The sequence below is a fragment of the Shigella dysenteriae genome (assembly GCF_022354085.1).
GTDB classification, from domain to species: Bacteria; Pseudomonadota; Gammaproteobacteria; order Enterobacterales; family Enterobacteriaceae; genus Escherichia; species Escherichia coli.
The window spans coordinates 4,710,334-4,736,328 of sequence record NZ_CP055055.1 but is presented as its reverse complement, the minus strand read 5'-3'; the positions used below and the strand labels follow the sequence as shown (position 1 = coordinate 4,736,328).

Sequence of the window (25,995 nt, the reverse complement as noted above, 5' to 3'; positions counted from 1 at the left end):
CTGAAATGGCGGTCTTCTCACCGCCGCCTTTTACGCATTCGAGTAACGTTCCGTCTCCGGCATCCAGCGTTCTATCAGGGCTTTTGCCTGTTGTGGGTAACGTTCGTGAATATGGCGTGCCAGGCGCTGAACTTCCGGGATCATCGCCTGATCGCGCAGTAAATCCGCCACTTTAAATTCAGCATTACCCGTCTGACGCGTACCTAACAGTTCACCCGGTCCGCGAATCTCTAAGTCTTTCTGTGCAATCACAAAACCGTCGTTGCTGTCGCGCAGCACTTGCAGGCGAATTTGCGCGGTTTTGGAGAGCGGCGTTTTGTAGAGCAGCACGCAGTGAGAAGCCACCGCACCACGACCTACACGCCCGCGCAGCTGGTGTAACTGCGCCAGACCCAGACGCTCAGGGTTTTCGATAATCATCAGACTGGCGTTAGGCACATCAACACCGACTTCAATAACGGTAGTGGCAACCAGCAGGTGTAGTTCACCTTGTTTAAACGACGCCATCACCGCCTGTTTCTCGGCAGGTTTCATCCGCCCGTGTACCAGGCCAACATTCAACTCTGGTAGCGCCAGTTTCAACTCTTCCCAGGTAGCTTCCGCCGCCTGCGCTTCCAGCAATTCCGACTCTTCAATCAACGTACAAACCCAGTACGCCTGACGACCTTCAGTCATGCAGGCGTGGCGCACGCGGTCAATGATGTCGGTACGGCGAGTATCAGGAATAGCGACCGTAGTCACTGGCGTGCGGCCTGGCGGCAGTTCATCAATGACCGAGGTGTCGAGATCGGCATACGCAGTCATCGCCAGCGTGCGGGGGATCGGCGTGGCGGTCATGATCAACTGATGCGGATGGAAGCCTTGCTGCTGGCCTTTCTCCCACAATGCCAGACGCTGATGCACGCCAAAGCGATGCTGTTCGTCGATAATCACCAGCGCCAGGCCGTTAAACTGCACCTGTTCCTGGAAGATGGCGTGTGTTCCGACAATCATCTGCACCTGACCGCTGGCGATGGCTTCCTGCTGTGCCAGCCGCGCTTTACCTTTCTGCTTACCGGCGAGCCAGCCCACTTCGATACCGAGCGGTGCAAACCAGTTACGGAAGTTATTGGCGTGCTGTTCGGCGAGTAATTCGGTTGGTGCCATCAATGCCACCTGTTTGCCGTGGGCAATCGCACGCAGCGCGGCGAGGGCAGCGACCAGCGTTTTACCGGAACCTACATCGCCCTGTACCAGGCGCATCATCGGCACATCCAGCGCCATATCGCGCTCGATCTCCGCCACCACGCGAGCCTGAGCGCCCGTTGGCTTGAACGGTAAGGCGGCAAGAAGTTTATTTTTCAGCGTGTCATTGGCGCTCAGCGGCTGGGCATGGAAACGTTGCGCTCCGGCGCGTAAGGCTAACATGCTGAGGTTATGCGCCAGCAGTTCTTCCAGAATCAGACGACGTTGCGCCGGATGCTGCCCGGTTTCCAGATCGCTAAGTTGCAGCGTCGGCGGCGGGCGGTGCAAAGTGCGCAACGCTTCCGGTAGCGTCATCATTCCTTGTGACAGTTCCGGCGGCAGGAGTTCTTCAATGGCGCAGGTGTCGAGCAGATCCAGCGCCTGGTCAGTTAATTTACGCAGCGTGGCCTGCTTTACGCCTTCGGTTGTTGGATAAACCGGCGTGAGCGTTTCCTGCAACTCTGGCGTACTGAGATCGCCCTGCACGCGGTATTCCGGGTGGATCATCTCCGCACCATATTTACCGCGCTTTGCTTCTCCATAGGCCAGCACACGGCGGCCCGTCGCCAGGCTATTTTTCATTGCCGCGTTGAAGTTGAAAAAGCGCATGGTGAGAATGCCGGAACCGTCGCTGATCTGGCAGGTCATCATCCGGCGGCCGCCGAAGGTGATATTGCAATTCAGCACTTCGCCTTCCACCGTGGCATAAACGCCCGGTAGTAGTTCTCCGATGGGGTAGAGATGGGTGCGATCTTCGTAGCGCAGGGGAAGGTGTAAGAGTAGATCCTGCACAGTCTGCAGGTTGATTTTCGCCAGCTTGTTACTAAGCGCTGCGCCAACGCCCGTTAGGGAACTGAGCGGGACAGCATCTAACAGGCGACCTTTCATGGCACTTACCCTGCAGCCTGCATAGTAGCCCACCAGTCGGCATCAGCTTCGATCTCGCCTTGCTGATTGACGTGGGGGTAAGGCAGGCCTTTGCGTTTTGCGACTTTCGCCAGCACCGGATAGCCGCCTTCAAACAACAGGCGTTGTTGCTCTGCTTCCGGCAACATGCTGTTTTCACGCAGGTACATGCCCGCATTTTGCCGCTGGCGCTGGGCTTCGTAAAGAATGAGGGCTGAGGCAACGGAAACATTCAGCGATTGCACCATGCCAATCATCGGAATGATGATGTCCCGATCCGCCAGGGCCAACGCTTCCTCAGTGATGCCCGTTTTCTCCTGACCCATCAAAATGCAGGTCGGGCGAGTGTAATCAATTTCGCGAAAATCGACAGCGTTATCAGAAAGATGGGTTGCCAGAATTTGCATGCCCTGGCCTTTGAGATGAGCGACGGCATCGCCAATGGTGCGGTGCGTTTTCACCTGCACCCAACTGTTGCTACCCGCCGCCGCAGAGGCCATGGTACGCATGCGGCTACCAGGCCAGACGGCGTGAACTTCATGTACGCCAACGGCATCTGCGGTACGAATAATCGCAGAAACGTTATGAGGTTTGTGGACCTGCTCCATGCAGACGGTCAGATCAGGCTGCCGCCTGGCGAGCATTTCGCAGATGCGTGCATAACGTGTTGGGTTCATAAAACATTAATTTCGGTTTCGGGTGACTTTAATCACGTCTGGCATCACGCGGATTTTGCGCATGATATTCGCCAGATGCACACGGTCACGAGCGGTCAGACGAATAAAGGCGCTGTAGACGCGACCATCTTTCTCTTCCGTATTCAAACTTTGAATATTCGAAGTCGTGGTGTTAATTGCCGCCGTCAGGTTTGCCAGCGCGCCCTGATGATTGAACATCTCCACCTTGATTTCGGTGATGAACTCCTGCGCCGTCTCTTTATCCCATTCCACAGCCATAAACTTCTCTGGCTCTTTCTGGTAGCCACGGATGTTACGGCAGGATTCATGGTGGATCACCAGACCTTTACCGGGGCTGACGTGGGCGATAATCGGGTCGCCAGGAATAGGGCGGCAGCATTTCGCAAAGGTGATCAGCACGCCATCGGCACCTTTAATGGGCAGATGTCCGTGACTTTGGGTTGCCGGTGGAATGGAGGCGTCCCCATGTTGCAGATTTTTCGCGACCACCACGCTCATTGCGTTACCAAGTCCGATTTCTGCCAGCAGATCGTCAAGCGTTGCCAGCTTCATACGATCCAGCTCGCGCTGAATATTTTCCTGCGGGATTTCATTCAGCTTACGGCTACCACCCAAAGCATGGTTGAGCAGACGACGGCCCAGGCTTACAGAATCATCACGCTTGAGGTTTTTCAGCAACTGACGAATTTTGGCGCGCGCTTTCGAGCTAACGACAAAGTTCAGCCACGCGGCATTCGGGCGAGCGCCCGGTGCGGTAATGATTTCAACGGTTTGACCGCTGGTAAGCGGCTGCGACAGCGGGTAAGGCTGACGGTCGACGCGTGCGCCCACGCAGGCATGACCGATATCGGTATGCACTGCATAAGCGAAGTCGACAGGCGTTGCACCGGCAGGCAGTTCGACAATGCGCCCTTCCGGTGTGAAAACGTAAATCTCATCCGGGAAGAGATCGGATTTAACGCTCTCGATAAATTCAAACGAGCTACCGGCGCTTTGTTGCAGCTCCAGCAGGCTTTGCATCCAGCGCTGGGCGCGGATTTGTGCAGTCGTGCTGGTTTCGCCGTGCTCTTTATAAGCCCAGTGCGCGGCAACACCCATCTCCGCCATCTGATCCATATCTTCGGTACGGATTTGGACCTCAACCGGCACGCCGTGCGGGCCAATCATCGAGGTGTGCAACGACTGATAGCCGTTCGCTTTTGGAATGGCGATGTAGTCTTTCACGCGACCCGGACGCGGCTTATACAGGCTATGCATCTGGCCGAGCACGCGATAACAGGTGTCGGAATCATTGACGATCACGCGGAAAGCGTAGATGTCCATGATCGAGTGAAAACGCTGCTCTTTGAGCACCATTTTGCAGTAAATCGAATAAAGATGCTTCTCGCGACCACTGACGCGGCACGGTATTCCCGCTTCCTGCAAACGCCCTTCGATTTCAGAGAGGATTTTTTGGATCATCTCTTTACGGTTGCCGCGCGCGGCTTTCACCACTTCTTTAATTACGCGGTAACGATTGGGATACAGCGCCTCAAAACCCAGCTCTTCGAGTTCGGTTTTAATGTGGTGGATACCTAAACGGTGCGCCAGCGGGCTATAAATTTCGAGAGTTTCACGGGCGATGCGGCGACGTTTGTCCGGGCGAAGTGAGCCCAGCGTGCGCATGTTGTGGGTACGGTCGGCAAGTTTGATGAGAATGACGCGGATATCCTGCACCATCGCCATAATCATCTTGCGAAAGTTTTCGGCCTGCGCCTCTTTCTTATCGCGGAACTTGAGCTTATCAAGTTTCGACACCCCCTCTACCAGCTCGGCGACGCTTTTACCAAAAAGCTGTTCCATGTCCTGGTAGGTGGCGGGTGTATCTTCAATCACGTCATGCAGCAGCGCCGCCATTAGCGTTTCATAGTCGAGTTTCATCTCGGCCAGAATGCAGGCAACCGCTACCGGGTGCGTGATATAGGGTTCACCGCTTGAACGTGTTTGCCCCTCGTGAGCATCACGTGCAACGAGATACGCCTGCCGCAGACGCTTGATTTGGTCTTCCGGCAGGTAGGTTTGAATCAGTTGATTCAGGCTTTCAAACAGATACAAGGGCGACCCGCTTTGTGATTAACGACGACCTTCAGCAATAGCGGTAACGGCTTGTAATTCAGCGGCTTCCTGCTCTTGCTGTTCCTGGCGTTCGCGAACGTCGAGGATCTGGTTGTTGATCAGACCTTCTTCGATTTCGCGCAGCGCGATTACAGTGGTTTTATCGTTTTCTTCCGGTACCAGCGGATCCTTTCCGCCTACCTGCATCTGACGAGCGCGACGCGCGGCGACCAGTACCAGGTCAAAACGGTTACCAATTTTCTCTACAGCGTCCTGAACAGTTACGCGTGCCATACTTAAAAAGCTCCACAGGTGAAGAAATGACTGGGCATGATACTGAAATCAGGTTCAGTCTGCCAACAATTTGCTGATTAAAGCGTCATGACGCTGCTTTTGGCGGCTCATGCGCAGACGTTCGGCGCGAATAATGGTCTTCAAATCGGTCAACGCGGTATCGAAGTCATCATTCACAATCAGGTAATCATATTCGGCGTAATGGCTCATTTCTGCAACAGCTTGCGCCATACGCTTTGCAATGACCTCTTCGCTGTCCTGACCGCGACCGCGTAGACGGCGGTCCAGTTCAATTTTGGACGGCGGTAAAATAAAGATACTCCGCGCGTGCGGCATCTTCTGGCGAATTTGCTGCGCGCCCTGCCAGTCGATATCGAGAAAAACATCAACACCGGTCGCCAGGACTTGCTCAATGGCCTCACGCGAAGTGCCATAGTAATTACCAAAAACTTCTGCGTGTTCGAGGAACGCATCTCTGCTAATCATTTCTTTAAATTCATCATGATTAACAAAGAAATAATGTTCACCGTGGACTTCACCAGGACGCGGTTGGCGTGTGGTGTGTGAAACAGAAACCTGGGTGTCATACAACGGTTGGGTTTTTAATAAAGCCTGAATCAGGCTGGATTTACCCGCGCCACTGGGGGCAGAAACAATATAAAGCGTGCCTTGAGCCATGAGTATCTTTCGTATGTGATTAGCGAAATAAAGCCTACATACGAGCTTATTATACACGGCGCGGCCATGTGACGTAGCCCTTGCTCACACTTTTTGCGCAAAGTTGTTGCGTTTTGCGTAGCTGCTTCCGCATTTGCCTGTCATTCACTGCAATAAAGACGATTTTCAGGAAGCGTCCTCGCAGACTCCGTTTTTGCCACTCGGCTTTGCTTTCATCACGTTGTATATCTGCCTGACTATCTACAGCGGAGGTGATGATGAAAGTATGGATGGCGATATTAATAAGTATCTTGTGCTGGCAATCATCTGTGTGGGCGGTCTGTCCGGCCTGGTCGCCAGCCAGAGCACAGGAAGAAATTTCCCGCCTGCAACAGCAAATAAAACAGTGGGACGATGACTACTGGAAGGAAGGAAAAAGTGAGGTGGAAGACGGTGTTTACGATCAGTTAAGCGCCCGTCTTACGCAGTGGCAACGCTGCTTTGGGAGCGAGCCCCGCGACGTGATGATGCCGCCTTTAAATGGTGCGGTTATGCATCCGGTTGCCCATACGGGTGTACGCAAAATGGTGGATAAAATCGCATTAAGTCTGTGGATGCGCGAACGTAGCGATCTTTGGGTGCAGCCAAAAGTTGATGGCGTTGCGGTAACCCTGGTTTATCGGGACGGGAAACTGAACAAAGCAATCAGTCGCGGCAATGGCCTGAAAGGCGAGGACTGGACGCAGAAAGTTCGCTTAATTTCCGCTGTGCCGCAAACCGTTAGCGGGCCTTTAGCCAACAGTACGCTTCAGGGGGAAATATTTCTCCAGCGCGAGGGGCATATCCAACAACAAATGGGGGGAATAAATGCCCGCGCAAAAGTTGCTGGTCTGATGATGCGCCAGGACGATAGCGACACGCTGAATTCTCTGGGCGTTTTTGTCTGGGCATGGCCGGATGGACCGCAGTTAATGACCGATCGTTTAAAGGAGCTGGCTACCGCAGGTTTTACTCTAACGCAGAGGTATACCCGTGCGGTTAAAAATGCTGATGAGGTTGCGCGCGTACGCAATGAGTGGAGGAAAGCGAAATTACCCTTCGTCACCGATGGCGTGGTTGTGCGAGGGGCTAAGGAACCCGAATCCCGTCATTGGCTACCGGGCCAGGCGGAGTGGCTGGTGGCCTGGAAATATCAACCTGTAGCTCAGGTTGCCGAAGTGAAGGCGATTCAGTTTGCGGTGGGTAAGAGCGGTAAAATATCGGTGGTTGCGTCACTCGCACCTGTCATGCTGGATGATAAAAAAGTCCAGCGGGTGAATATTGGTTCCGTCAGGCGCTGGCAGGAGTGGGATATTGCACCTGGTGATCAGATCCTCGTCAGCCTTGCCGGTCAGGGTATTCCTCGCATTGATGATGTGGTCTGGCGCGGTGCAGAACGTACAAAACCGACACCACCAGAAAACCGCTTTAACTCGTTGACCTGCTACTTTGCTTCTGATGTTTGTCAGGAACAGTTCATTTCACGCTTAGTCTGGCTGGGGTCAAAACAGGTTCTTGGGCTGGATGGCATTGGTGAGGCCGGCTGGCGCGCGCTGCATCAGACTCATCGCTTTGAGCATATCTTTTCCTGGCTTTTATTAACGCCAGAGCAATTACAGAACACGCCGGGGATCGCGAAAAGTAAAAGTGCGCAGCTATGGCATCAGTTTAATCTGGCTCGTAAGCAGCCTTTTACTCGCTGGGTGATGGCAATGGGAATACCGCTAACCCGGGCGGCGCTTAATGCCAGTGATGAACAGTCCTGGTCGCAACTTTTATTTAGCACAGAACAGTTCTGGCAGCAGCTGCCGGGGACTGGATCTGGGCGCGCCAGACAGGTTATTGAATGGAAGGAAAATGCGCAAATCAAGAAGCTGGGCAGTTGGCTGGCTGCCCAGCAGATCACAGGTTTTGAACCTTAGTGACCTTCGTGGCTGTAGTAAAAAACCGGTAATCCCAGCTTAAGACGTAGCGCCAGTAAACGGGCAAAAAAGCCGAATACCAGGGTGGAGATAATCACCACATCATGATTAGAAACATAGTGTTGCAGCGCGATGTACAGCACGGCGGAGGCAAATGAGACACCGGCATACAACTCTTTCTGGAATACCAGTGGGATGCGTTTACAGAACATATCGCGCAAAACGCCGCCAAACACGCCGGTGGTTACCGCCGCGACAACGGCAATAATTGGGCCGTGCCCCATATCCAGTGCAACCTGTGCGCCAATGATAGAAAAGACCACCAGTCCGAGCGCATCGAGCACCAGAAACACTTTGCGCAGGTAAGGCATTACAGGAGCAACGATAGTGGTGAGTACTGCGGCGGTAGCGACGATAATCACATATTCCGGGTGTTTGACCCAGCCAAGCGGATAGTGGCCCAGCAGAATATCGCGCACTGACCCTCCGCCAATTGCGGTGGCGGTCGCAATAATAATTACGCCAAATGTATCCATGCGCCGTCGCCCGGCCGCCAGCGCCCCCGTCATGGCTTCGGCAGTAATGCCAACCAAATACAAAATGTGTAACAGCATGGTTCTCTCCCTAAAAATCTGTCTGGCAGGGTAGCGATTTGTGCGCATTGTCACGATTGAGATTTTTTAAGGTGAGGGGAAATTGATAACTTGTAGTTATGTGAAATCGCTATTTTCTGTAGCAGAGATGCATTCTTCTGACTTCTTGTCTGAGAAAATGCATAAGAAAAAATAGGTTAAAACTGAGGGGGGAAAAGAAAGGTGCAATATTTAGCCATTGTGTTCACTGCACCTGGACCTTGGCTTACGCATCGGGTGTCTCAATCAACAAAAAGAGTTTTTAGTTTCTGCTATTTCTTCTCTGTAATTTTTACACTGTTTTCCAACTGCTTGATGCTGATCTGCGGGGTCGGCAACTCTTCAGGCATGGTTCCGCCAAGTTCCTGAATGGTTTGTCTCACCTTGCGACCCACGTCAAAGTGTGTGGTGTTAGCTTGCTGTTTTGAATTCACGCCATCCCGCTTGAGTTTTTCTTCTGTTTGGGTAGCTCGAAAGAGATTAGCCGCCAGTTCTGTTGAACCCATATGATCCAGGATCTTCTGACTCTTTTTCAGCCCCTTCCGCTGATGGATGGCTTTCTGATCTAATCCACCATACAGCCCCCGGTAACCATGATTCTGAAATATGGCGAAATCGATAGCTGTCGCTACCCCAGCTTGCTGCGCTGCCTCAACTAATTGTTTGTTATGTTCTTTCAATTCATTTCTCAGAAAAAGACGCTTTTCGTCTTCACGAAGTTGCCTGAAAGCTTCATCGTCAGCCAGCTCCTGCCGTCGGGTCTGGATAGCAAAATAAGTTTGCCCTGCCGCAATAACCGGTTTCGCAGGGTCGCCGTTTTGTACTACCAGGTAACAGGCATAGCGGGAGAGATGAACATCTTCAAGTTCTCGTTGAGCCCCTGAACCTAATACAACCATTTTGGTGGTTTCAACGAAATGGTCAGATGCAGCTTGATTGCTGGCTTCGCACGCTTGAGTCGCGCGGGCCAGTACCTTTTGAAAATTGCGCCAGTCCCGATAATCCAGTAACGGTGCCAATTCTCTCGCTGACCAAAATTCTTGCCCTTCAGTGCCATAATGCCGTATTTCTTCAAAAGGTTGATGATGTTCGTTCATTGCCCACTCCATGTGATATCGATTGCAAAGAAAGTAAATCTTTAACTGTATTTATATACAGTTGTGAGTATCTCACGTTCTCAGTGTGCTGGGCAAAAAGACATCGCAAAATCTGGAGCAGGCACGCAAAACAGAATTGAAAGTTGCGGGGAAGAAAAATGCCGCTCTGTTTGAGTGGGCGGCATTTGTGAAGGCTGAAAAGTAAGAATTGGCGTTACGAGTTATTCAATGTTCTGAATCTGCTCACGCATTTGCTCAATCAACACTTTCAGCTCGATGGCAGAGTTTGTCACTTCGGCATTGATAGATTTCGACGCAAGAGTGTTCGACTCGCGGTTGAACTCCTGCATCATAAAGTCCAGACGACGGCCAACCGCTTCTTTTTTCTTCAGAATGTTGTAGGTCTCTTTAACATGCGCTTCGAGGCGGTCCAGTTCTTCGGCAACGTCAATTCGTTGTGCCAGCAGAACCAACTCCTGCTCCAGACGGTTGTTTTCCAACTGCACCTGAGCATCTTCCAGCTTCGCGACCAAGCGTTCACGCTGCCATTGCAGGATTTCCGGCATATGGGAGCGGACTTTGACCACTTCGGCGGTGACGCCTTCCAGACGCTGCTCAATCAACGCTTTCAGCGCCTGACCTTCGGTTTCGCGAGCGATGATAAAGTCATCCAGGGTGCCATCCAACGCCGCGAGAATTTCAGCGGCAATCGCGTCGAGATCCTGCTCCTGGGCTGCCATCACGCCCGGCCAGCGTAGAATATCAACCGGGTTGATTTCCCCTTCGTCACTCTGCATTTTTACCCAGTTCGCGGCAGTTACCAGCTGTTTAGCCAGTTTTTCATTGAGGATCAGCTCACCTTGTGCGCTAACATCTGGCTCATAGCGCAGGGTACATTCCACTTTACCGCGCGTCAGGCGAGAACGAATACGCTCACGAACGACAGGTTCAAGGCTACGGAACTGCTCCGGCAGACGAAAGTAAGTTTCCAGATAACGCTGGTTTACCGAGCGCATTTCCCAGGTTGCGCTCCCCCATTCACCCTTGATTTCACGCCGGGCGTAGGCGGTCATACTGCGGATCATAGACGTTCCTGTTTATAAAAGGAGAGGTGGAAGGATTATAGCCATCGATGCCTTGTCAGGATAGGAATAACCGCCGGAAGTCCGTATAATGCGCAGCCACATTTGTTTCAAGCCGGAGATTTCAATATGCGTCCAGCAGGCCGTAGCAATAATCAGGTGCGTCCCGTTACCCTGACTCGTAACTATACAAAACATGCAGAAGGCTCGGTGCTGGTCGAATTTGGCGATACCAAAGTGTTGTGTACCGCCTCTATTGAAGAAGGCGTGCCGCGCTTCCTGAAAGGTCAGGGCCAGGGCTGGATCACCGCAGAGTACGGCATGCTGCCACGTTCTACCCACACCCGTAACGCTCGTGAAGCGGCGAAAGGTAAGCAGGGTGGACGCACAATGGAAATCCAGCGTCTGATCGCCCGTGCTCTTCGCGCAGCAGTAGATTTGAAAGCGCTGGGTGAGTTCACCATTACGCTGGACTGCGACGTGCTTCAGGCTGATGGTGGCACGCGTACCGCGTCGATTACGGGTGCCTGCGTGGCGCTGGCAGATGCGCTACAGAAGCTGGTGGAAAACGGCAAGCTGAAAACCAACCCGATGAAAGGGATGGTAGCCGCAGTTTCTGTCGGAATTGTGAACGGCGAAGCGGTTTGCGATCTGGAATACGTTGAAGACTCAGCCGCAGAGACCGACATGAACGTAGTGATGACCGAAGACGGGCGCATCATTGAAGTGCAGGGGACGGCAGAAGGCGAGCCGTTCACCCATGAAGAGTTACTCACCTTGTTGGCGCTGGCCCGAGGGGGAATCGAATCCATTGTAGCGACGCAGAAGGCGGCGCTGGCAAACTGATTTTTAAGGCGACTGATGAGTCGCCTTTTTTTTGTCTGTAGAAAAGTAAGATGAGGAGCGAAGGCATGAAACCATATCAGCGCCAGTTTATTGAATTTGCGCTTAGCAAGCAGGTGTTAAAGTTTGGCGAGTTTACGCTGAAATCCGGGCGTAAAAGCCCCTATTTCTTCAACGCCGGGCTGTTTAATACCGGGCGCGATCTGGCACTGTTAGGCCGTTTTTACGCTGAAGCATTGGTGGATTCCGGCATTGAGTTCGATCTGCTGTTTGGCCCTGCTTACAAAGGGATCCCGATTGCTACCACAACCGCCGTGGCGCTGGCGGAGCATCATGACCTGGACCTGCCGTACTGCTTTAACCGCAAAGAGGCAAAAGACCACGGTGAAGGCGGCAATCTGGTCGGTAGCGCGTTACAAGGACGCGTAATGCTGGTGGATGATGTGATCACCGCCGGAACGGCGATTCGCGAGTCGATGGAAATTATTCAGGCCAATGGCGCGACGCTTGCTGGCGTATTGATTTCGCTCGATCGTCAGGAACGCGGGCGCGGCGAGATTTCGGCGATTCAGGAAGTTGAGCGTGATTACAACTGCAAAGTGATCTCTATCATTACCCTGAAAGACTTGATTGCTTACCTGGAAGAGAAGCCAGAAATGGCGGAACATCTGGCGGCGGTTAAGGCCTATCGCGAAGAGTTTGGCGTTTAAAGAAACTCGCCGGATGAAAAGTCATCCGGCGTCATATTACTGCAACTGCGCGGCAATTAGCGGCCAGCGGGCGTCAAAATCATCCGTCGGGCGATATTTAAATTCGCTGCGGACAAAACGTGACAGCATACCTTCACAGAAGGCCAGCAACTGGCTTGCCAGCAGCGTTTCATCAGTGGTGTAACCTTCACCCTCACGCATTCTCTTTTCACGCAATACCTGACGCAGCTGCGCTTCAATACGTTCGAAAAGTTGGTTGATGCGCCCTTGCAGGCGGTCTTGTTCAAACATCAGCGCATGCCCGGTAAGGATGCGGGTCAGGCCAGGATTACGCTCACCAAAACCGAGGAGCAACAACACGATCAGACGCAGGCGCGCTGTGGTGTCTTTCTCATCTTTCAGAATCAAATTGATGCGAGTAATCAGGCTATCTTCGATAAACTCAATCAGGCTATCGAACATGCGGGTCTTACTGGGGAAGTGGCGATACAGTGCCGCTTCGGAAACGCCGACAGAGGCGGCCAGTTTTGCCGTCGTGATACGTTGGCTTCCATCGCTGGATTCCAGCATCAGCGCCAGAGACTGAAGTATTTCCTCGCGACGGTTCCTTTTCGCAGTTTGTTTTTCTGCCATGTTACAAAATACCCCTGAAAATAAGCACTTGCCAGGCGGCACCCACGCTATGACCGCAAACGAAATGTTTGCGGCTATGTTATGACGTTATTTGGATGCGTATGTGTTACTGACGACCAGAGTGACCAAAGCCGCCTTCACCGCGGTCGGTGGCGTCGAAATCTTCCACCAGATTAAATTCAGCCTGTACTACCGGAACAAAAATCATCTGTGCGATACGTTCACCCGGTTGAATGGTGAAGCTGTCCTGACCACGGTTCCACACGGAAATCATCAACTGGCCCTGATAGTCGGAATCGATCAATCCTACCAGGTTACCAAGCACGATACCGTGCTTATGTCCCAATCCGGAGCGCGGCAGCATCATTGCCGCCAGTGAAGGATCGGCAATATGAATCGCCAGCCCGGTCGGAACCAGCGCAGTGTCACCCGGAGCCAGTTCTACGGCGTCATCGAGACAGGCACGCAGGTCAAGTCCGGCAGAGCCAGAGGTGGCATAAGTCGGGAGCGGAAATTCCTTCCCAACGCGCGGGTCCAGAATCTTAACGTCGATTTTTTTCATCATAACGGGTCACGATCTCGTCGAGTAATAATTGGCCAAGGAGCTCTTTGCGCTCAAGCGGTAAGACTTTATCTCCGTCCTGCCAGAAAAGGTGTAATGCGTTGTTGTCGCTGTTAAATCCTTGAGTTGGCTGGGAAACATCGTTCGCGCAGATCAGATCAAGGTTTTTACGGATACGTTTTTGCCGGGCGTATTCTTCCACATTATTTGTTTCGGCGGCAAATCCAACGACGTAGGGTCGATGGTCTTTTAGTGCGGCAACGCCTGCGACGATATCGGGGTTTTTAACCATTTTTATTGTTAATTCATCACCCTGCGTGGCCTGCTTTTTGATTTTTTCTGGGGCCACGGTAGCTGCGCGATAATCCGCCACGGCGGCGCAACCGATAAAAATATTTTGCTGCTGTACAGAAGCATTCACGGCGGCTTCCATTTCCAGCGCGGTCATCACATCAACACGTTTAACAAACGGTGGCGTCGGTAGTGAAACTGGACCTGATACCAGCGTGACGTTCGCGCCACGACGGGCAGCGGCGGCGGCGATAGCAAAACCCATCTTGCCGGAGCTGTGATTAGAGATATAACGCACCGGATCGAGCGGTTCACGCGTCGGGCCGGCGGTAATCATAATGTTCAGATGTTTTAGGTCGTTGACGGGCGAAAAATGCGCTACTGCCATATCCACAATGGTTAACGGATCGAGCATTCGCCCAGGACCGATATCACCACAAGCCTGACTGCCACTGTCTGGCCCCCAGATGAGCAAACCACGGGAAGCAAGCACCTCTAAATTATGCTGCGTGGCAGCGGCACGGTACATCTGCTGGTTCATGGCGGGGAGCACGGCTACAGGCGCAGGTGTAGCCAGACAAATCGTCGATACCAGGTCATTCGCCATTCCGGCAGCAACACGGGCAATCAAATCTGCCGTGGCAGGGGTGAGAATCACTAAATCAGCCCATTTACCCAGCTCAATATGGCCCATAGCGGCTTCGGCTGCCGGGTCCAGCAAACTGTCGGAAACGGGATAACCAGAAACCGCCTGCAAGCTAAGTGGGGTGATAAAGGCTTTTGCCGCTTCGGTCATGGCTACGCGGACGTCGGCCCCGCGATCGCGCAAACGACGCACCAGTTCAGGGGTTTTATAGGCAGCAATACCGCCGCTAACGCCGAGAACGATTTTTTTACCGGCCAGGCTCATGATGATTTTTCCTGTAGGGTGACACCAGAAGTTGGCGATTTTATCACAATACTTTTGTTGTCGTGCCTTCACCTGAGAATCACTTTGCGAGGCGCTTTCCAGGATTGAAAACTGGCCGTCGATTTAACGGAACGGCTATGACAGGATGCGAGCACCACAAAGGAGGTGAAGGTGAAAAACAATGCACAGCTGTTGATGCCGCGCGAAAAAATGCTGAAGTTTGGTATTAGCACCTTAACGGATGTCGAGCTGCTGGCGCTATTTCTGCGTACCGGAACGCGCGGTAAAGATGTATTAACCCTGGCAAAAGAGATGCTGGAGAATTTCGGCTCTCTTTATGGCTTGTTAACCTCTGAATATGAACAATTTAGTGGTGTTCATGGAATTGGCGTAGCGAAATTTGCCCAGTTAAAGGGGATTGCTGAACTGGCGCGGCGTTACTACAACGTGCGGATGCGTGAAGAAAGCCCTTTACTCAGCCCGGAGATGACGCGGGAATTTTTACAAAGCCAGCTCACGGGTGAGGAGCGGGAGATCTTTATGGTGATCTTTCTCGACTCACAACACCGGGTTATAACGCATAGCCGTCTTTTTTCCGGCACGCTAAACCATGTTGAAGTCCATCCTCGGGAAATTATCCGCGAAGCGATAAAAATAAACGCCTCGGCGCTGATCCTTGCACATAATCACCCTTCGGGTTGTGCTGAACCCAGTAAAGCGGATAAACTCATTACTGAACGGATAATAAAGAGTTGTCAGTTCATGGATTTACGCGTGCTCGACCATATCGTGATTGGGCGTGGAGAGTATGTTTCTTTTGCCGAACGCGGCTGGATTTAACCCGCTATGCGCGATCCTTCGGGATCTTTGTCTGTTCGGGACTTGAGCACATCGCTGAGTCAGCGTATACTACGCCACCTTTGAGAATCTCGGGTTTGGCATTTGGGCCTGGCAATCGAGAGTTCACATAGAACTGCGATGACCGGGCTGTAAAGCCTGACGAGGCGCCAATACCCCATACGAAGCTCGAGCTAATTTGATTTTTGGAGAATAGACATGTCCCGAGTCTGCCAAGTTACTGGCAAGCGTCCGGTGACCGGTAACAACCGTTCCCACGCACTGAACGCGACTAAACGCCGTTTCCTGCCGAACCTGCACTCTCACCGTTTCTGGGTTGAGAGCGAGAAGCGTTTTGTCACCCTGCGCGTATCTGCTAAAGGTATGCGTGTAATCGATAAAAAAGGCATCGATACAGTTCTGGCTGAACTGCGTGCCCGTGGCGAAAAGTACTAAGTACTTAGAGGAAATAAATCATGGCTAAAGGTATTCGTGAGAAAATCAAGCTGGTTTCTTCTGCTGGTACTGGTCACTTCTATACCACTACGAAGAACAAACGTACTAAGCCGGAAAAACTGGAACTGAAAAAATTCGATCCAGTTGTTCGCCAGCACGTGATCTACAAAGAAGCGAAAATCAAATAATTCTCGCTTTGATGTAACAAAAAACCTCGCTCCGGCGGGGTTTTTTGTTATCTGCTTGCCCCCATATTGACTGCATCTGTTCATTCCTGGAGATGCTATGCCTGAATTACCCGAAGTTGAAACCAGCCGCCGCGGCATAGAACCGCATCTCGTTGGTGCAACCATTCTTCATGCGGTGGTGCGCAACGGACGCTTGCGCTGGCCGGTTTCAGAAGAGATCTACCGATTAAGCGATCAACCAGTGCTTAGCGTGCAGCGGCGGGCTAAATATCTGCTGCTGGAGCTGCCTGAGGGCTGGATTATCATTCATTTGGGGATGTCTGGCAGCCTGCGCATCCTTCCAGAAGAACTTCCCCCTGAAAAGCATGACCATGTGGATTTGGTGATGAGCAACGGTAAAGTGCTGCGCTACACCGATCCGCGCCGCTTTGGTGCCTGGCTGTGGACCAAAGAGCTGGAAGGGCATAATGTGCTGGCCCATCTTGGACCGGAGCCGCTTAGCGACGATTTCAACGGTGAGTACCTGCATCAGAAGTGCGCGAAGAAAAAAACGGCGATTAAACCGTGGCTGATGGATAACAAGCTGGTGGTAGGGGTAGGGAATATCTATGCCAGCGAATCTCTGTTTGCGGCGGGGATCCATCCGGATCGGCTGGCGTCATCACTGTCGCTGGCGGAGTGCGAATTGCTGGCTCGGGTGATTAAAGCGGTGTTGCTGCGTTCGATTGAGCAGGGCGGTACAACGCTAAAAGATTTTCTGCAAAGTGATGGTAAACCGGGCTATTTCGCGCAGGAATTGCAGGTTTACGGGCGAAAAGGCGAGCCCTGTCGGGTGTGCGGTACGCCGATTGTGGCGACTAAACATGCGCAGCGGGCAACGTTTTATTGTCGGCAGTGCCAGAAGTAATTCATGCGCGCCGGATGGCATACCATCCGGCATAAACGCTACGCTAACTTCGCCATCAGCGCCTGATGGACATTCTCCGGCAGGAAATGGGTGACATCGCCCTGATGGCGCGCCACCTCTTTCACCAACGATGAAGAGATAAACGACCACTCTTTCGACGGCATCAGAAACACACTTTCCAGTTCCGGCATTAAGTGGCGATTCATATGCGCCAGCTGCATTTCATATTCAAAATCCGCCACCGCACGCAGGCCACGAATCAGCACCGTAGCGTGTTGATTACGGGCGAAGTTCGCCATCAAATCACTAAACCCGACCACTTCCACGTTCCCCAGATGCGCGGTTGCCTGCTGTGCCAGCTCAACACGCTCTTCCAGGGTAAACATCGGTTTTTTACTGGGGCTGGCGGCAATCGCCAGAATAACGTGATCGAACATCTGCGTGGCGCGCGTCACGATATCGATATGACCATTGGTAATGGGATCGAAAGTACCCGGATAAATCGCCCGTTTTTGCATAACAACCTCAATGCGTTTTCGGTGGCAGGTAAGGTTCCAGCAGTTGAAGCAGACGCTGTAGCGCGCCCTGGTTTTGATACAGTACTTCAACGGCATGACGGCCATAGAAACTACGGTAATCGGCGTCGGTGAGTAAAGAGGAAACCTCTTTTGCAAGCGACGTGGCATCGGTAACGGTAATCAGCCCGCTTGCCTGCTCCAGCCGCGCGCAAATGTCTTTAAAGTTAAAAGTATGCGGCCCCATCAATACCGGAATAGCGTGTGCGGCAGCTTCCAGCGGATTATGCCCACCACGTTCAACCAGTGAACCGCCAACAAAGGCGAGATCGGCAATGCCATACAGTAACATCAACTCGCCCATCGTATCGCCAACCACAACCTGCGTGCTGGTGGAGGGGACTTCCCCTGAGGAGCGTGTGATATAGCTTAGTCCAGCCTGGCGGACAAGGTTAATCGCATCCGGGAAGCGTTCCGGATGACGGGGTACCAGGATGAGCAATAAATTCGGGAATTGCTGTAACAATGCCTGATGTGCGGCGATCACCACACTCTCTTCGCCTTCGTGAGTGCTGGTGGCAATCCATACCGGGCGGTGTGGTGCCCATTGGCGGCGCAGCGTCACGGCTTTAGCAGCCAACTGCGGCGTTACAGAAATATCGAATTTCAGGCTACCGGTAACGGTTACCTGGTTATTTTTTGCGCCCAGCGCCACAAAACGTGCACCATCTTCTTCATTTTGGGCGGCAATCAGCGTAATACGACGCAGCAAGCGACGGACGAATTTACCCAGTTTGGCATAACCTGCGGCCGAGCGGGCAGAGAGTCGCGCGTTAGCGATCACCAGCGGAATTTTACGTTTATGTAGCGCCGCAATCAGGTTAGGCCATAGTTCGGTTTCCATAATCAACACCAGTTTAGGGTCGACTTTATTCAGGAAACGGTTGAGTGCATCGGGCAGATCATACGGCAGATAAACGTGCTGAACATCCTTTCCGAAAGCCGATTGTACGCGCTCCGAACCGGTTGGCGTCATGGTTGTTACGGTAATCGGTAAATCAGGATAACGATGACGCAGCGCGCGCACCAACGGGATTGCCGCCAGAGTTTCACCGACGGAGACGGAGTGCAGCATAATGCCGCCTGGTTTTAGCGGATGGCGGTAAAAACCGTAACGTTCACCCCAGCGTTTTCGATAGGCCGGAGCCTTACGTCCGCGCACCCAGAGCCGTATCCAGATCAGCGGCTGAATAAGGTAGAGAAGGGCGGTGTAAAGCAATTCGAGCATAGTAAATAGCTGACTTATGGATGTGCTGGGGATTCTATGTATTTAGCTGTGGCTTTACCATTACTTTTCCCGTTTTTGACTTAAATAGCAATTTACCCGCCAATTCTTGCTGAACATCTATACTTTTTTTGTATTTTTATGCGATTCATTGATTTCTGCTGTACGTGCAGGAAGGAATCGCAGAGCAACAGTGAAAGAATATGGTTGCTAATGATTATATTTGATTGATTTCTTTATTGAAAATCAACAGTGTGCTTAAAAATCATTCGGGTCGGATTGCCGCGAAAGAAGTGATACACTAGCGCGTCAATATCAGTGCGGTATCAGTATTCAGGTAGCTGTTGAGCCTGGGGCGGTAGCGTGCTTTTTCTGCTTCACCTTAATCGGATAATCTCAACAAAAAGAGTTACTTGTGGATAAGCCATTTCGAAGAATTTTGCTCATTAAGATGCGTTTTCATGGGGATATGTTATTAACTACTCCCGTCATTAGTTCGCTGAAAAAAAATTACCCTGACGCAAAAATCGATGTGCTGCTTTATCAGGACACCATCCCGATCCTGTCTGAAAATCCAGAGATTAACGCGCTCTACGGCATAAAAAATAAAAAAGCAAAAGCCTCAGAAAAAATTGCCAACTTTTTTCATCTCATCAAGGTATTACGTGCCAATAAGTATGACCTTATCGTCAATCTTACCGATCAATGGATGGTTGCTATACTGGTTCGCTTATTAAATGCCCGTGTGAAAATTTCCCAGGATTATCATCATCGGCAGTCTGCTTTTTGGCGTAAAAGTTTCACCCATTTGGTGCCGTTGCAGGGTGGAAATGTGGTGGAAAGTAACTTATCCGTGCTGACACCATTGGGACTTGATTCGTTGGTGAAGCAGACAACCATGAGTTACCCGCCTGCAAGCTGGAAACGTATGCGTCGCGAACTTGATCACGCTGGTGTTGGACAAAATTATGTGGTTATCCAACCTACGGCGCGGCAAATCTTCAAATGCTGGGACAACGCCAAGTTTTCCGCTGTGATTGATGCCTTACATGCTCGTGGTTATGAAGTCGTTCTGACGTCCGGCCCAGATAAAGACGATCTGGCCTGCGTCAATGAAATTGCGCAGGGATGCCAGACGCCACCAGTAACGGCGCTGGCTGGAAAGGTGACCTTCCCGGAACTTGGTGCGTTAATCGATCATGCGCAGCTGTTTATTGGCGTTGATTCCGCACCGGCGCATATTGCCGCTGCAGTTAATACGCCGCTGATATCGCTGTTTGGTGCGACAGACCATATTTTCTGGCGTCCCTGGTCAAATAACATGATTCAATTCTGGGCGGGAGATTACCGGGAAATGCCAACGCGCGATCAGCGTGACCGAAATGAGATGTATCTTTCGGTTATTCCGGCGGCAGATGTCATTGCTGCTGTCGATAAATTACTGCCCTCCTCCACGACAGGTACGTCGTTATGATCGTTGCTTTTTGTTTATATAAATATTTTCCCTTTGGCGGTTTGCAGCGCGATTTTATGCGTATTGCTCAGACAGTCGCCGCCCGAGGTCATCATGTTCGGGTTTATACCCAGTCGTGGGAAGGCGAATGCCCTGATGTATTTGAACTGATCAAAGTGCCGGTTAAATCGCATACCAATCACGGGCGCAATGCGGAGTATTTTGCCTGGGTGCAAAAACATTTACGCGAACATCCCGTCGATAAAGTCGTTGGATTCAACAAAATGCCGGGGCTGGACGTTTATTATGCCGCTGATGTTTGTTATGCCGAGAAAGTAGCGCAGGAAAAAGGCTTTTTCTATCGCCTGACGTCACGTTATCGCCATTATGCCGCCTTTGAGCGAGCAACCTTCGAACAGGGCAAGCCGACACAGCTGCTAATGCTGACAGATAAGCAAATCGCCGATTTCCAGAAACATTATCAGACTGAAGCGAAGCGTTTTCATATTCTGCCACCGGGGATTTATCCTGATCGTAAATATAGCCAGCAGCCAGCCAATAGCCGTGAAATCTTCCGTAAGAAGAATGGAATAACCGAACAACAATATTTATTGTTGCAGGTCGGTTCAGACTTCACGCGTAAAGGTGTCGATCGTTCCATTGAAGCACTTGCTTCGTTACCGGATTCGCTGCGCCACAACACATTGCTATATGTTGTTGGGCAGGATAAACCGCGAAAATTTGAGGCGCTGGCAGAAAAACGCGGCGTGCGCAGTAATGTTCACTTCTTCTCGGGGCGCAACGATGTCTCGGAATTAATGGCGGCGGCGGATTTATTACTGCATCCTGCCTACCAGGAAGCGGCGGGAATTGTGCTGCTGGAAGCGATTACTGCAGGATTACCAGTACTAACAACAGCCGTTTGTGGCTATGCGCATTATATTGTCGAGGCCAATTGCGGCGAGGCTATTGTTGAGCCATTCCGCCAGGAAACATTGAATGAGATTTTACGCAAAGCGTTAACGCAATCTTCATTGCGCCAGGCCTGGGCGGAAAATGCGCGACATTATGCTGATACACAAGATTTATACAGTCTGCCAGAGAAAGCGGCGGATATCATAACGGGTGGTCTGGATGGTTGAACTTAAAGAGCCGTTTGCCACGTTATGGCGCGGTAAAGATCCTTTTGAGGAAGTTAAAACCTTGCAGGGTGAGGTATTTCGTGAACTGGAAACTCGCCGTACTCTGCGCTTTGAAATGGCGGGCAAAAGCTATTTTCTCAAATGGCATCGCGGCACGACCCTGAAAGAGATAATCAAAAATTTACTCTCATTGCGGATGCCAGTATTAGGCGCAGACCGCGAATGGAATGCGATTCATCGACTGCGGGATGTCGGCGTTGATACTATGTATGGGGTGGCATTTGGCGAAAAAGGCATGAATCCGCTGACCAGAACTTCATTTATTATTACCGAAGATCTGACACCAACCATAAGTCTGGAAGATTACTGTGCTGACTGGGCGACTAACCCTCCAGATGTTCGCGTAAAGCGTATGCTTATTAAGCGTGTCGCGACGATGGTGCGCGATATGCATGCTGCGGGCATTAACCACCGTGACTGTTATATCTGTCATTTCCTGCTGCACTTGCCTTTTTCCGGTAAGGAAGAGGAGTTAAAAATTTCGGTAATTGACCTGCACCGGGCGCAGCTTCGCACGCGCGTTCCACGTCGTTGGCGCGATAAAGATCTTATTGGGCTTTATTTTTCTTCGATGAATATCGGCCTGACTCAGCAGGATATCTGGCGGTTTATGAAAGTGTATTTTGCCGCCCCGCTTAAAGACATTCTCAAGCAGGAACAAGGACTGCTGTCGCAAGCAGAAGCAAAAGCCACAAAAATCAGGGAAAGAACGATTCGAAAATCGTTGTAATTTCCGGAGAGAAATATGAGTGCCCACTATTTTAATCCACAAGAGATGATCAATAAGACAATCATCTTCGATGAAAGGCCAGCGGCGTCAGTGGCATCATCATTCCATGTTGCTTATGGCATTGATAAAAACTTTCTTTTTGGTTGTGGTGTTTCAATCACGTCAGTTTTGTTACATAACAACGACGTGAGTTTTGTTTTCCACGTTTTTATTGATGATATCCCTGAAGCCGATATCCAGCGTTTAGCCCAATTGGCGAAAAGCTATCGTACCTGTATCCAGATCCATCTAGTAAATTGTGAACGGCTTAAGGCATTACCGACGACCAAAAATTGGTCTATTGCCATGTATTTCCGTTTTGTAATTGCAGATTACTTTATTGATCAACAAGATAAGATCCTTTACCTGGATGCTGATATCGCCTGTCAGGGAAACTTAAAGACGCTGATAACAATGGATCTTGCCAATAACGTTGCTGCTGTTGTTACTGAACGCGATGCTAACTGGTGGTCGTTACGGGCTCAAAGTCTGCAGTGTAATGAACTTGAAAAGGGTTACTTTAATTCAGGTGTCCTGTTAATTAATACACTAGCGTGGGCGCAGGAGTCCGTTTCTGCTAAAGCGATGTCGATGCTTGCTGATAAAGCCGTCGTTTCCCGTTTAACCTATATGGATCAAGATATCCTTAATCTTATCCTGTCAGGGAAAGTTAAATTCATTGATGCTAAATACAATACGCAATTTAGTTTAAATTATGAATTAAAAAAATCATTTGTTTGTCCAATTAATGATGAAACCGTATTAATTCATTATGTCGGCCCGACAAAACCATGGCATTACTGGGCCGGTTATCCAAGTGCGCAACCTTTTATCAATGCCAAAGAAGCATCGCCCTGGAAAAATGAACCGTTTATGCGGCCAATTAACTCAAACTATGCTCGTTATTGCGCCAAGCATAATTTTAAACAAAATAAACCAATTAACGGGATAATGAATTATATTTATTATTTTTATTTAAAGATAATAAAATGATATTGAGAAAAGTTAAATGAATGAGTTTATAAAAGAACGGTTTTCGTATTTAGCAGATAATAAAAAAGAAAACGCCCCAGAGCTAAATGTTTCCTACGGTATCGATAAGAATTTTTTGTATGGTGCTGGCGTTTCAATTTCTTCCGTTTTGATTAATAATTCAGATATTAATTTTGTCTTTCATGTTTTCACTGATTATGTGGATGATGATTATTTAAAGTCATTTAATGAAACAGCAAAACAATTTAATACCTCAATTATTGTATATTTAATTGACCCCAAATACTTTGCTGATCTGCCGACGTCACAGTTTTGGTCGTACGCGACATACTTCAGGGTATTGTCTTTTGAATATCTGAGTGAAAGTATTTCCACACTGCTGTATCTGGATGCCGATGTTGTTTGTAAAGGAAGCCTGAAACCTCTCACAGAAATTATATTTAAAGATGAGTTTGCTGCGGTCATTCCTGACAATGATAGTACTCAGGCGGCATGTGCAAAACGCCTCAACATTCCCGAAATGAATGGACGTTATTTCAATGCAGGCGTTATCTATGTCAATCTTAAAAAATGGCATGAAGCAAATTTGACACCGTATTTACTCAAACTTTTACGAGGGGAAACTAAATATGGCTCTCTTAAATATTTAGATCAGGATGCGTTGAATATCGCATTTAATATGAATAATATCTACCTTGCGAAGGATTTTGATACTATTTATACCCTGAAAAACGAACTTTATGATCGTAGTCATCGAAAGTATCAGCAAACCATTACCGATAAAACAGTGTTGATTCACTATACAGGGATAACTAAACCATGGCATAGCTGGGCTGGATATCCGTCTGCATCATACTTTAATATCGCGCGTGAACAATCTCCCTGGAAGAAATATCCTCTTAAAGAGGCGCGGACTGTTGCAGAAATGCAGAAACAATATAAGCATCTGTTTGCCCATGGTGAGTATCTAAAAGGCATAACTTCATTAATTAAGTACAAGCTTAAGAAATAAATTACTCTTATGATTACAAGTATACGTTATCGCGGCTTCTCATTTTATTACAAAGATAATGATAATAAATATAAAGAAATCTTTGATGAAATACTGGCCTATAATTTTAAAACAGTAAAAGTATTACGTAATATTGATGATACCAAAGTATCGTTGATTGATACGAAATATGGTCGCTATGTTTTTAAAGTCTTTGCTCCGAAAACGAAAAGGAATGAACGTTTTTTAAAATCTTTTGTAAAAGGTGACTACTATCAGAATTTGATCGTTGAAACCGATCGTGTCAGAAGTGCAGGTCTTACTTTTCCTAATGATTTTTATTTTCTGGCTGAGCGTAAAATTTTCAACTATGCCAGTGTTTTTATCATGCTTATCGAGTATGTCGAGGGCGTAGAGCTCAATGATATGCCGATTATTCCAGAAAATGTTAAAGCAGAAATTAAGGCTTCAATGGAAAAATTGCATGCCTTAAATATGCTATCGGGCGACCCACACCGGGGTAACTTTATCGTTAGTAAAGATGGTGTCAGGATAATTGACCTATCCGGTAAAAGCTGTACGGCAGAGCGTAAAGCTCGTGATCGTCTGGCCATGGAACGTCACCTGGGTATTGCCAACGAAATAAAAGATTATGGCTACTATTCAGTAATCTACAGAACCAAACTACGCAAATTTATTAAAAAATTAAAAGGCAAAGCGTAAACCACACAGTCAAAACGGAACCAACATGGATTTATTAGCTGAGAGTATTACTGAAGTCGCTGTCTCTGGGGAAATTGCTAACACCGATCGTGTGTTAAATATCGCTTACGGTATTGACCGTAACTTTTTATTTGGTGCGGCAGTATCTATGCAATCAGTTGTTATGCATAACCCGGACCTTGCGGTTAAGTTTCATCTCTTTACCGACTACATTGATGAAGATTATCTACAACGTGTTAATACTTTTACCAGCAAAAATGCTAACGTTGAAGTAATAATTTATAAAGTCTCCAATGCCTTTATTGATATCTTCCCCAGCCTGAAACAGTGGTCTTATGCAACATTCTTCCGTTTAGTTGCGTTCCAGTATTTGAGTGAAACTATTGAAAATCTGTTATATATCGATGCTGATGTCATCTGTAAAGGCTCATTAGCTGGATTGCTTGATATTAATTTTGATGGGGATAAGTTCGCAGCTGTTATTAAAGATGTGCCTTTTATGCAGGAAAAACCAGCGAAGCGTCTGGCTATAGAGGGACTTCCAGGGAATTATTTCAACGCCGGTGTAGTATATCTGCAGCTTGAAGCATGGGCGAAAAATGATTTTATGAATAAAGCCATTGCTATGCTGGCAAGTGACCCGCAGCACACGAAGTATAAATGCCTTGATCAGGATATTTTAAATATTCTGTTCTTTGGTCATTGTATTTTTATTAGCGGCGATTATGATTGCTTTTATGGCATTGATTATGAGTTAAAAAATAAAAGCGATGAAGATTATAAAAAGACCATTACCGATGATACTAAGCTGATTCATTATGTTGGCGTAACGAAGCCCTGGAACGACTGGACGAATTATCCCTGCCAGAAGTATTTTAATGAGGCTTATCAGGCTTCTTGCTGGAATGATGTGGCGTTTATTCCAGCTACGAATGAAAAGCAGTATCAAGTGAAATCCAGACATTTGAAAAGAAATGGTAATATTGCATCTTCATTTTACTATTTCATCCTCTATTATAGTAAGAAAATAGCGCGTAAGCATTTTTCCAAATAATTATTAAGATTAATCACCCAGAGATTTT

27 protein-coding genes are annotated in these 25,995 nt (G+C 49.4%); 14 read left to right on the top strand and 13 right to left on the bottom strand.

What is annotated here, in order from left to right; translation table 11 throughout:
- Positions 1 to 30 precede the first annotated feature (30 nt).
- From recG to gmk, 5 genes are read right to left on the bottom strand one after another with little or no spacing between them, the layout of a single operon-like run.
- Positions 31 to 2,112 (bottom strand): ATP-dependent DNA helicase RecG, encoded by a 2,082-nt coding sequence (gene recG / locus HUZ68_RS22630; RefSeq protein ID WP_033815114.1) that lies wholly within the window; start codon positions 2,110 to 2,112, stop codon positions 31 to 33.
- Positions 2,113 to 2,117: 5 nt separating this feature from the next.
- Complete coding sequence (gene trmH / locus HUZ68_RS22625; RefSeq protein ID WP_001070174.1) at positions 2,118 to 2,807, bottom strand: tRNA (guanosine(18)-2'-O)-methyltransferase TrmH; 690 nt, start codon at positions 2,805 to 2,807, stop codon at positions 2,118 to 2,120.
- 6 nt (positions 2,808 to 2,813) lie between these two features.
- Positions 2,814 to 4,922 (bottom strand): bifunctional GTP diphosphokinase/guanosine-3',5'-bis pyrophosphate 3'-pyrophosphohydrolase, encoded by a 2,109-nt coding sequence (gene spoT, locus HUZ68_RS22620; protein ID WP_000280488.1) that lies wholly within the window; start codon positions 4,920 to 4,922, stop codon positions 2,814 to 2,816.
- Between the two features lie 18 nt (positions 4,923 to 4,940).
- Positions 4,941 to 5,216, bottom strand: a complete 276-nt coding sequence (gene rpoZ, locus HUZ68_RS22615; RefSeq protein ID WP_000135058.1) for a DNA-directed RNA polymerase subunit omega — start codon at positions 5,214 to 5,216, stop codon at positions 4,941 to 4,943.
- Between the two features lie 54 nt (positions 5,217 to 5,270).
- Positions 5,271 to 5,894 carry a guanylate kinase gene (gmk, locus tag HUZ68_RS22610; RefSeq protein ID WP_001295237.1) on the bottom strand — a complete coding sequence of 208 codons (624 nt, stop codon included), beginning with the start codon at positions 5,892 to 5,894 and terminating at the stop codon, positions 5,271 to 5,273.
- Positions 5,895 to 6,151: 257 nt separating this feature from the next.
- On the opposite strand from gmk, the gene ligB reads away from it, so the two are divergent.
- Entirely contained in the window at positions 6,152 to 7,834 is a 1,683-nt protein-coding gene (ligB, locus tag HUZ68_RS22605; protein WP_033815113.1) for an NAD-dependent DNA ligase LigB, read from the top strand.
- On the opposite strand, the gene HUZ68_RS22600 is transcribed toward ligB, so the two are convergent.
- The 3 genes from HUZ68_RS22600 to HUZ68_RS22590 all read right to left on the bottom strand — a co-directional run bounded on the left by HUZ68_RS22600 (position 7,831) and on the right by HUZ68_RS22590 (position 10,648).
- Complete coding sequence (locus tag HUZ68_RS22600; RefSeq protein ID WP_000924289.1) at positions 7,831 to 8,448, bottom strand: trimeric intracellular cation channel family protein; 618 nt, start codon at positions 8,446 to 8,448, stop codon at positions 7,831 to 7,833. The two genes, ligB and HUZ68_RS22600, sit on opposite strands and share 4 nt — an antisense overlap.
- 290 nt (positions 8,449 to 8,738) lie before the next feature.
- Positions 8,739 to 9,563 carry a DNA damage-inducible protein D gene (gene dinD / locus HUZ68_RS22595; protein WP_001604109.1) on the bottom strand — a complete coding sequence of 275 codons (825 nt, stop codon included), beginning with the start codon at positions 9,561 to 9,563 and terminating at the stop codon, positions 8,739 to 8,741.
- Positions 9,564 to 9,784: 221 nt separating this feature from the next.
- Positions 9,785 to 10,648: a YicC/YloC family endoribonuclease gene (locus tag HUZ68_RS22590; protein ID WP_000621327.1), complete on the bottom strand. Its 864-nt coding sequence runs from the start codon at positions 10,646 to 10,648 to the stop codon at positions 9,785 to 9,787.
- Positions 10,649 to 10,774: 126 nt separating this feature from the next.
- Here HUZ68_RS22590 and rph point away from each other — a divergent pair, with 126 nt between their 5' ends.
- Together rph and pyrE are read left to right on the top strand one after the other, a co-directional pair.
- On the top strand, positions 10,775 to 11,491 hold the full coding sequence (gene rph / locus HUZ68_RS22585; protein WP_001247093.1) for a ribonuclease PH: 717 nt from the start codon (positions 10,775 to 10,777) through the stop codon (positions 11,489 to 11,491).
- Between the two features lie 65 nt (positions 11,492 to 11,556).
- A complete protein-coding gene (gene pyrE, locus HUZ68_RS22580; protein WP_000806177.1) occupies positions 11,557 to 12,198 on the top strand; it encodes an orotate phosphoribosyltransferase in 642 nt (213 codons plus the stop codon).
- Between the two features lie 36 nt (positions 12,199 to 12,234).
- Here pyrE and slmA read toward each other — a convergent pair whose 3' ends face one another.
- From slmA to coaBC, 3 genes are all read right to left on the bottom strand, one after another.
- Positions 12,235 to 12,831, bottom strand: coding sequence for a nucleoid occlusion factor SlmA (gene slmA / locus HUZ68_RS22575; protein WP_000818603.1), 597 nt, complete (start codon positions 12,829 to 12,831; stop codon positions 12,235 to 12,237).
- A 106-nt stretch (positions 12,832 to 12,937) separates the two neighbouring features.
- The gene (gene dut, locus HUZ68_RS22570) at positions 12,938 to 13,396 is read right to left on the bottom strand and encodes a dUTP diphosphatase (RefSeq protein ID WP_033815112.1); all 459 of its coding nucleotides are present in this window, start codon (positions 13,394 to 13,396) and stop codon (positions 12,938 to 12,940) included.
- Positions 13,374 to 14,594 carry a bifunctional phosphopantothenoylcysteine decarboxylase/phosphopantothenate--cysteine ligase CoaBC gene (gene coaBC / locus HUZ68_RS22565; RefSeq protein WP_033815111.1) on the bottom strand — a complete coding sequence of 407 codons (1,221 nt, stop codon included), beginning with the start codon at positions 14,592 to 14,594 and terminating at the stop codon, positions 13,374 to 13,376. The genes dut and coaBC overlap by 23 nt, the downstream gene beginning before the upstream one ends.
- 171 nt (positions 14,595 to 14,765) lie before the next feature.
- On the opposite strand from coaBC, the gene radC reads away from it, so the two are divergent.
- The 4 genes from radC to mutM all read left to right on the top strand — a co-directional run bounded on the left by radC (position 14,766) and on the right by mutM (position 16,982).
- Positions 14,766 to 15,434: a RadC family protein gene (gene radC, locus HUZ68_RS22560; RefSeq protein WP_033815110.1), complete on the top strand. Its 669-nt coding sequence runs from the start codon at positions 14,766 to 14,768 to the stop codon at positions 15,432 to 15,434.
- Positions 15,435 to 15,650: 216 nt separating this feature from the next.
- A complete protein-coding gene (gene rpmB / locus HUZ68_RS22555) occupies positions 15,651 to 15,887 on the top strand; it encodes a 50S ribosomal protein L28 (protein WP_000091955.1) in 237 nt (78 codons plus the stop codon).
- Positions 15,888 to 15,907: 20 nt separating this feature from the next.
- The gene (gene rpmG, locus HUZ68_RS22550; protein WP_001051798.1) at positions 15,908 to 16,075 is read left to right on the top strand and encodes a 50S ribosomal protein L33; all 168 of its coding nucleotides are present in this window, start codon (positions 15,908 to 15,910) and stop codon (positions 16,073 to 16,075) included.
- A 97-nt stretch (positions 16,076 to 16,172) separates the two neighbouring features.
- Positions 16,173 to 16,982, top strand: coding sequence for a bifunctional DNA-formamidopyrimidine glycosylase/DNA-(apurinic or apyrimidinic site) lyase (mutM, locus tag HUZ68_RS22545; RefSeq protein WP_001114533.1), 810 nt, complete (start codon positions 16,173 to 16,175; stop codon positions 16,980 to 16,982).
- Positions 16,983 to 17,020: 38 nt separating this feature from the next.
- Here the strand turns inward: mutM and coaD are convergent, their stop codons facing one another.
- Positions 17,021 to 17,500: a pantetheine-phosphate adenylyltransferase gene (gene coaD, locus HUZ68_RS22540; protein ID WP_001171873.1), complete on the bottom strand. Its 480-nt coding sequence runs from the start codon at positions 17,498 to 17,500 to the stop codon at positions 17,021 to 17,023.
- Between the two features lie 7 nt (positions 17,501 to 17,507).
- Positions 17,508 to 18,785, bottom strand: a complete 1,278-nt coding sequence (gene waaA, locus HUZ68_RS22535) for a lipid IV(A) 3-deoxy-D-manno-octulosonic acid transferase (RefSeq protein ID WP_000891562.1) — start codon at positions 18,783 to 18,785, stop codon at positions 17,508 to 17,510.
- Positions 18,786 to 19,197: 412 nt separating this feature from the next.
- On the opposite strand from waaA, the gene rfaQ reads away from it, so the two are divergent.
- Genes rfaQ through HUZ68_RS22500 form a run of 7 tightly spaced genes read left to right on the top strand, consistent with a single transcriptional unit; the run spans position 19,198 to position 25,967 of the window.
- Positions 19,198 to 20,256, top strand: coding sequence for a lipopolysaccharide core heptosyltransferase RfaQ (gene rfaQ, locus HUZ68_RS22530; RefSeq protein WP_000360402.1), 1,059 nt, complete (start codon positions 19,198 to 19,200; stop codon positions 20,254 to 20,256).
- Entirely contained in the window at positions 20,253 to 21,377 is a 1,125-nt protein-coding gene (locus HUZ68_RS22525) for a glycosyltransferase family 4 protein (RefSeq protein WP_239593977.1), read from the top strand. The genes rfaQ and HUZ68_RS22525 overlap by 4 nt, the downstream gene beginning before the upstream one ends.
- Entirely contained in the window at positions 21,370 to 22,167 is a 798-nt protein-coding gene (gene rfaP / locus HUZ68_RS22520; RefSeq protein ID WP_001362519.1) for a lipopolysaccharide core heptose(I) kinase RfaP, read from the top strand. The genes HUZ68_RS22525 and rfaP overlap by 8 nt, the downstream gene beginning before the upstream one ends.
- 15 nt (positions 22,168 to 22,182) lie before the next feature.
- Entirely contained in the window at positions 22,183 to 23,199 is a 1,017-nt protein-coding gene (gene waaO, locus HUZ68_RS22515) for a lipopolysaccharide 3-alpha-galactosyltransferase (protein ID WP_021578092.1), read from the top strand.
- 16 nt (positions 23,200 to 23,215) lie between these two features.
- A complete protein-coding gene (locus HUZ68_RS22510) occupies positions 23,216 to 24,211 on the top strand; it encodes a glycosyltransferase family 8 protein (protein ID WP_021578091.1) in 996 nt (331 codons plus the stop codon).
- A 9-nt stretch (positions 24,212 to 24,220) separates the two neighbouring features.
- Positions 24,221 to 24,913, top strand: coding sequence for a lipopolysaccharide core heptose(II) kinase RfaY (rfaY, locus tag HUZ68_RS22505; protein WP_000633087.1), 693 nt, complete (start codon positions 24,221 to 24,223; stop codon positions 24,911 to 24,913).
- A 25-nt stretch (positions 24,914 to 24,938) separates the two neighbouring features.
- A complete protein-coding gene (locus HUZ68_RS22500; RefSeq protein WP_021578090.1) occupies positions 24,939 to 25,967 on the top strand; it encodes a UDP-galactose--(galactosyl) LPS alpha1,2-galactosyltransferase in 1,029 nt (342 codons plus the stop codon).
- Positions 25,968 to 25,995: the final 28 nt, after the last annotated feature.

What these genes read in the sequence shown, in the direction of transcription:
- recG (WP_033815114.1), bottom strand. Translation starts at nt 2,112, where the DNA reads ATGAAAGGTCGCCTGTTAGATGCTGTCCCGCTCAGTTCCCTAACGGGC.
- trmH (WP_001070174.1), bottom strand. Translation starts at nt 2,807, where the DNA reads ATGAACCCAACACGTTATGCACGCATCTGCGAAATGCTCGCCAGGCGG.
- rpoZ (WP_000135058.1), bottom strand. Translation starts at nt 5,216, where the DNA reads ATGGCACGCGTAACTGTTCAGGACGCTGTAGAGAAAATTGGTAACCGT.
- gmk (WP_001295237.1), bottom strand. Translation starts at nt 5,894, where the DNA reads ATGGCTCAAGGCACGCTTTATATTGTTTCTGCCCCCAGTGGCGCGGGT.
- ligB (WP_033815113.1), top strand. Translation starts at nt 6,152, where the DNA reads ATGAAAGTATGGATGGCGATATTAATAAGTATCTTGTGCTGGCAATCA.
- HUZ68_RS22600 (WP_000924289.1), bottom strand. Translation starts at nt 8,448, where the DNA reads ATGCTGTTACACATTTTGTATTTGGTTGGCATTACTGCCGAAGCCATG.
- dinD (WP_001604109.1), bottom strand. Translation starts at nt 9,563, where the DNA reads ATGAACGAACATCATCAACCTTTTGAAGAAATACGGCATTATGGCACT.
- HUZ68_RS22590 (WP_000621327.1), bottom strand. Translation starts at nt 10,648, where the DNA reads ATGATCCGCAGTATGACCGCCTACGCCCGGCGTGAAATCAAGGGTGAA.
- rph (WP_001247093.1), top strand. Translation starts at nt 10,775, where the DNA reads ATGCGTCCAGCAGGCCGTAGCAATAATCAGGTGCGTCCCGTTACCCTG.
- pyrE (WP_000806177.1), top strand. Translation starts at nt 11,557, where the DNA reads ATGAAACCATATCAGCGCCAGTTTATTGAATTTGCGCTTAGCAAGCAG.
- slmA (WP_000818603.1), bottom strand. Translation starts at nt 12,831, where the DNA reads ATGGCAGAAAAACAAACTGCGAAAAGGAACCGTCGCGAGGAAATACTT.
- dut (WP_033815112.1), bottom strand. Translation starts at nt 13,396, where the DNA reads ATGATGAAAAAAATCGACGTTAAGATTCTGGACCCGCGCGTTGGGAAG.
- coaBC (WP_033815111.1), bottom strand. Translation starts at nt 14,594, where the DNA reads ATGAGCCTGGCCGGTAAAAAAATCGTTCTCGGCGTTAGCGGCGGTATT.
- rpmB (WP_000091955.1), top strand. Translation starts at nt 15,651, where the DNA reads ATGTCCCGAGTCTGCCAAGTTACTGGCAAGCGTCCGGTGACCGGTAAC.
- rpmG (WP_001051798.1), top strand. Translation starts at nt 15,908, where the DNA reads ATGGCTAAAGGTATTCGTGAGAAAATCAAGCTGGTTTCTTCTGCTGGT.
- mutM (WP_001114533.1), top strand. Translation starts at nt 16,173, where the DNA reads ATGCCTGAATTACCCGAAGTTGAAACCAGCCGCCGCGGCATAGAACCG.
- coaD (WP_001171873.1), bottom strand. Translation starts at nt 17,500, where the DNA reads ATGCAAAAACGGGCGATTTATCCGGGTACTTTCGATCCCATTACCAAT.
- waaA (WP_000891562.1), bottom strand. Translation starts at nt 18,785, where the DNA reads ATGCTCGAATTGCTTTACACCGCCCTTCTCTACCTTATTCAGCCGCTG.
- HUZ68_RS22525 (WP_239593977.1), top strand. Translation starts at nt 20,253, where the DNA reads ATGATCGTTGCTTTTTGTTTATATAAATATTTTCCCTTTGGCGGTTTG.
- rfaP (WP_001362519.1), top strand. Translation starts at nt 21,370, where the DNA reads ATGGTTGAACTTAAAGAGCCGTTTGCCACGTTATGGCGCGGTAAAGAT.
- waaO (WP_021578092.1), top strand. Translation starts at nt 22,183, where the DNA reads ATGAGTGCCCACTATTTTAATCCACAAGAGATGATCAATAAGACAATC.
- HUZ68_RS22510 (WP_021578091.1), top strand. Translation starts at nt 23,216, where the DNA reads ATGAATGAGTTTATAAAAGAACGGTTTTCGTATTTAGCAGATAATAAA.
- rfaY (WP_000633087.1), top strand. Translation starts at nt 24,221, where the DNA reads ATGATTACAAGTATACGTTATCGCGGCTTCTCATTTTATTACAAAGAT.
- HUZ68_RS22500 (WP_021578090.1), top strand. Translation starts at nt 24,939, where the DNA reads ATGGATTTATTAGCTGAGAGTATTACTGAAGTCGCTGTCTCTGGGGAA.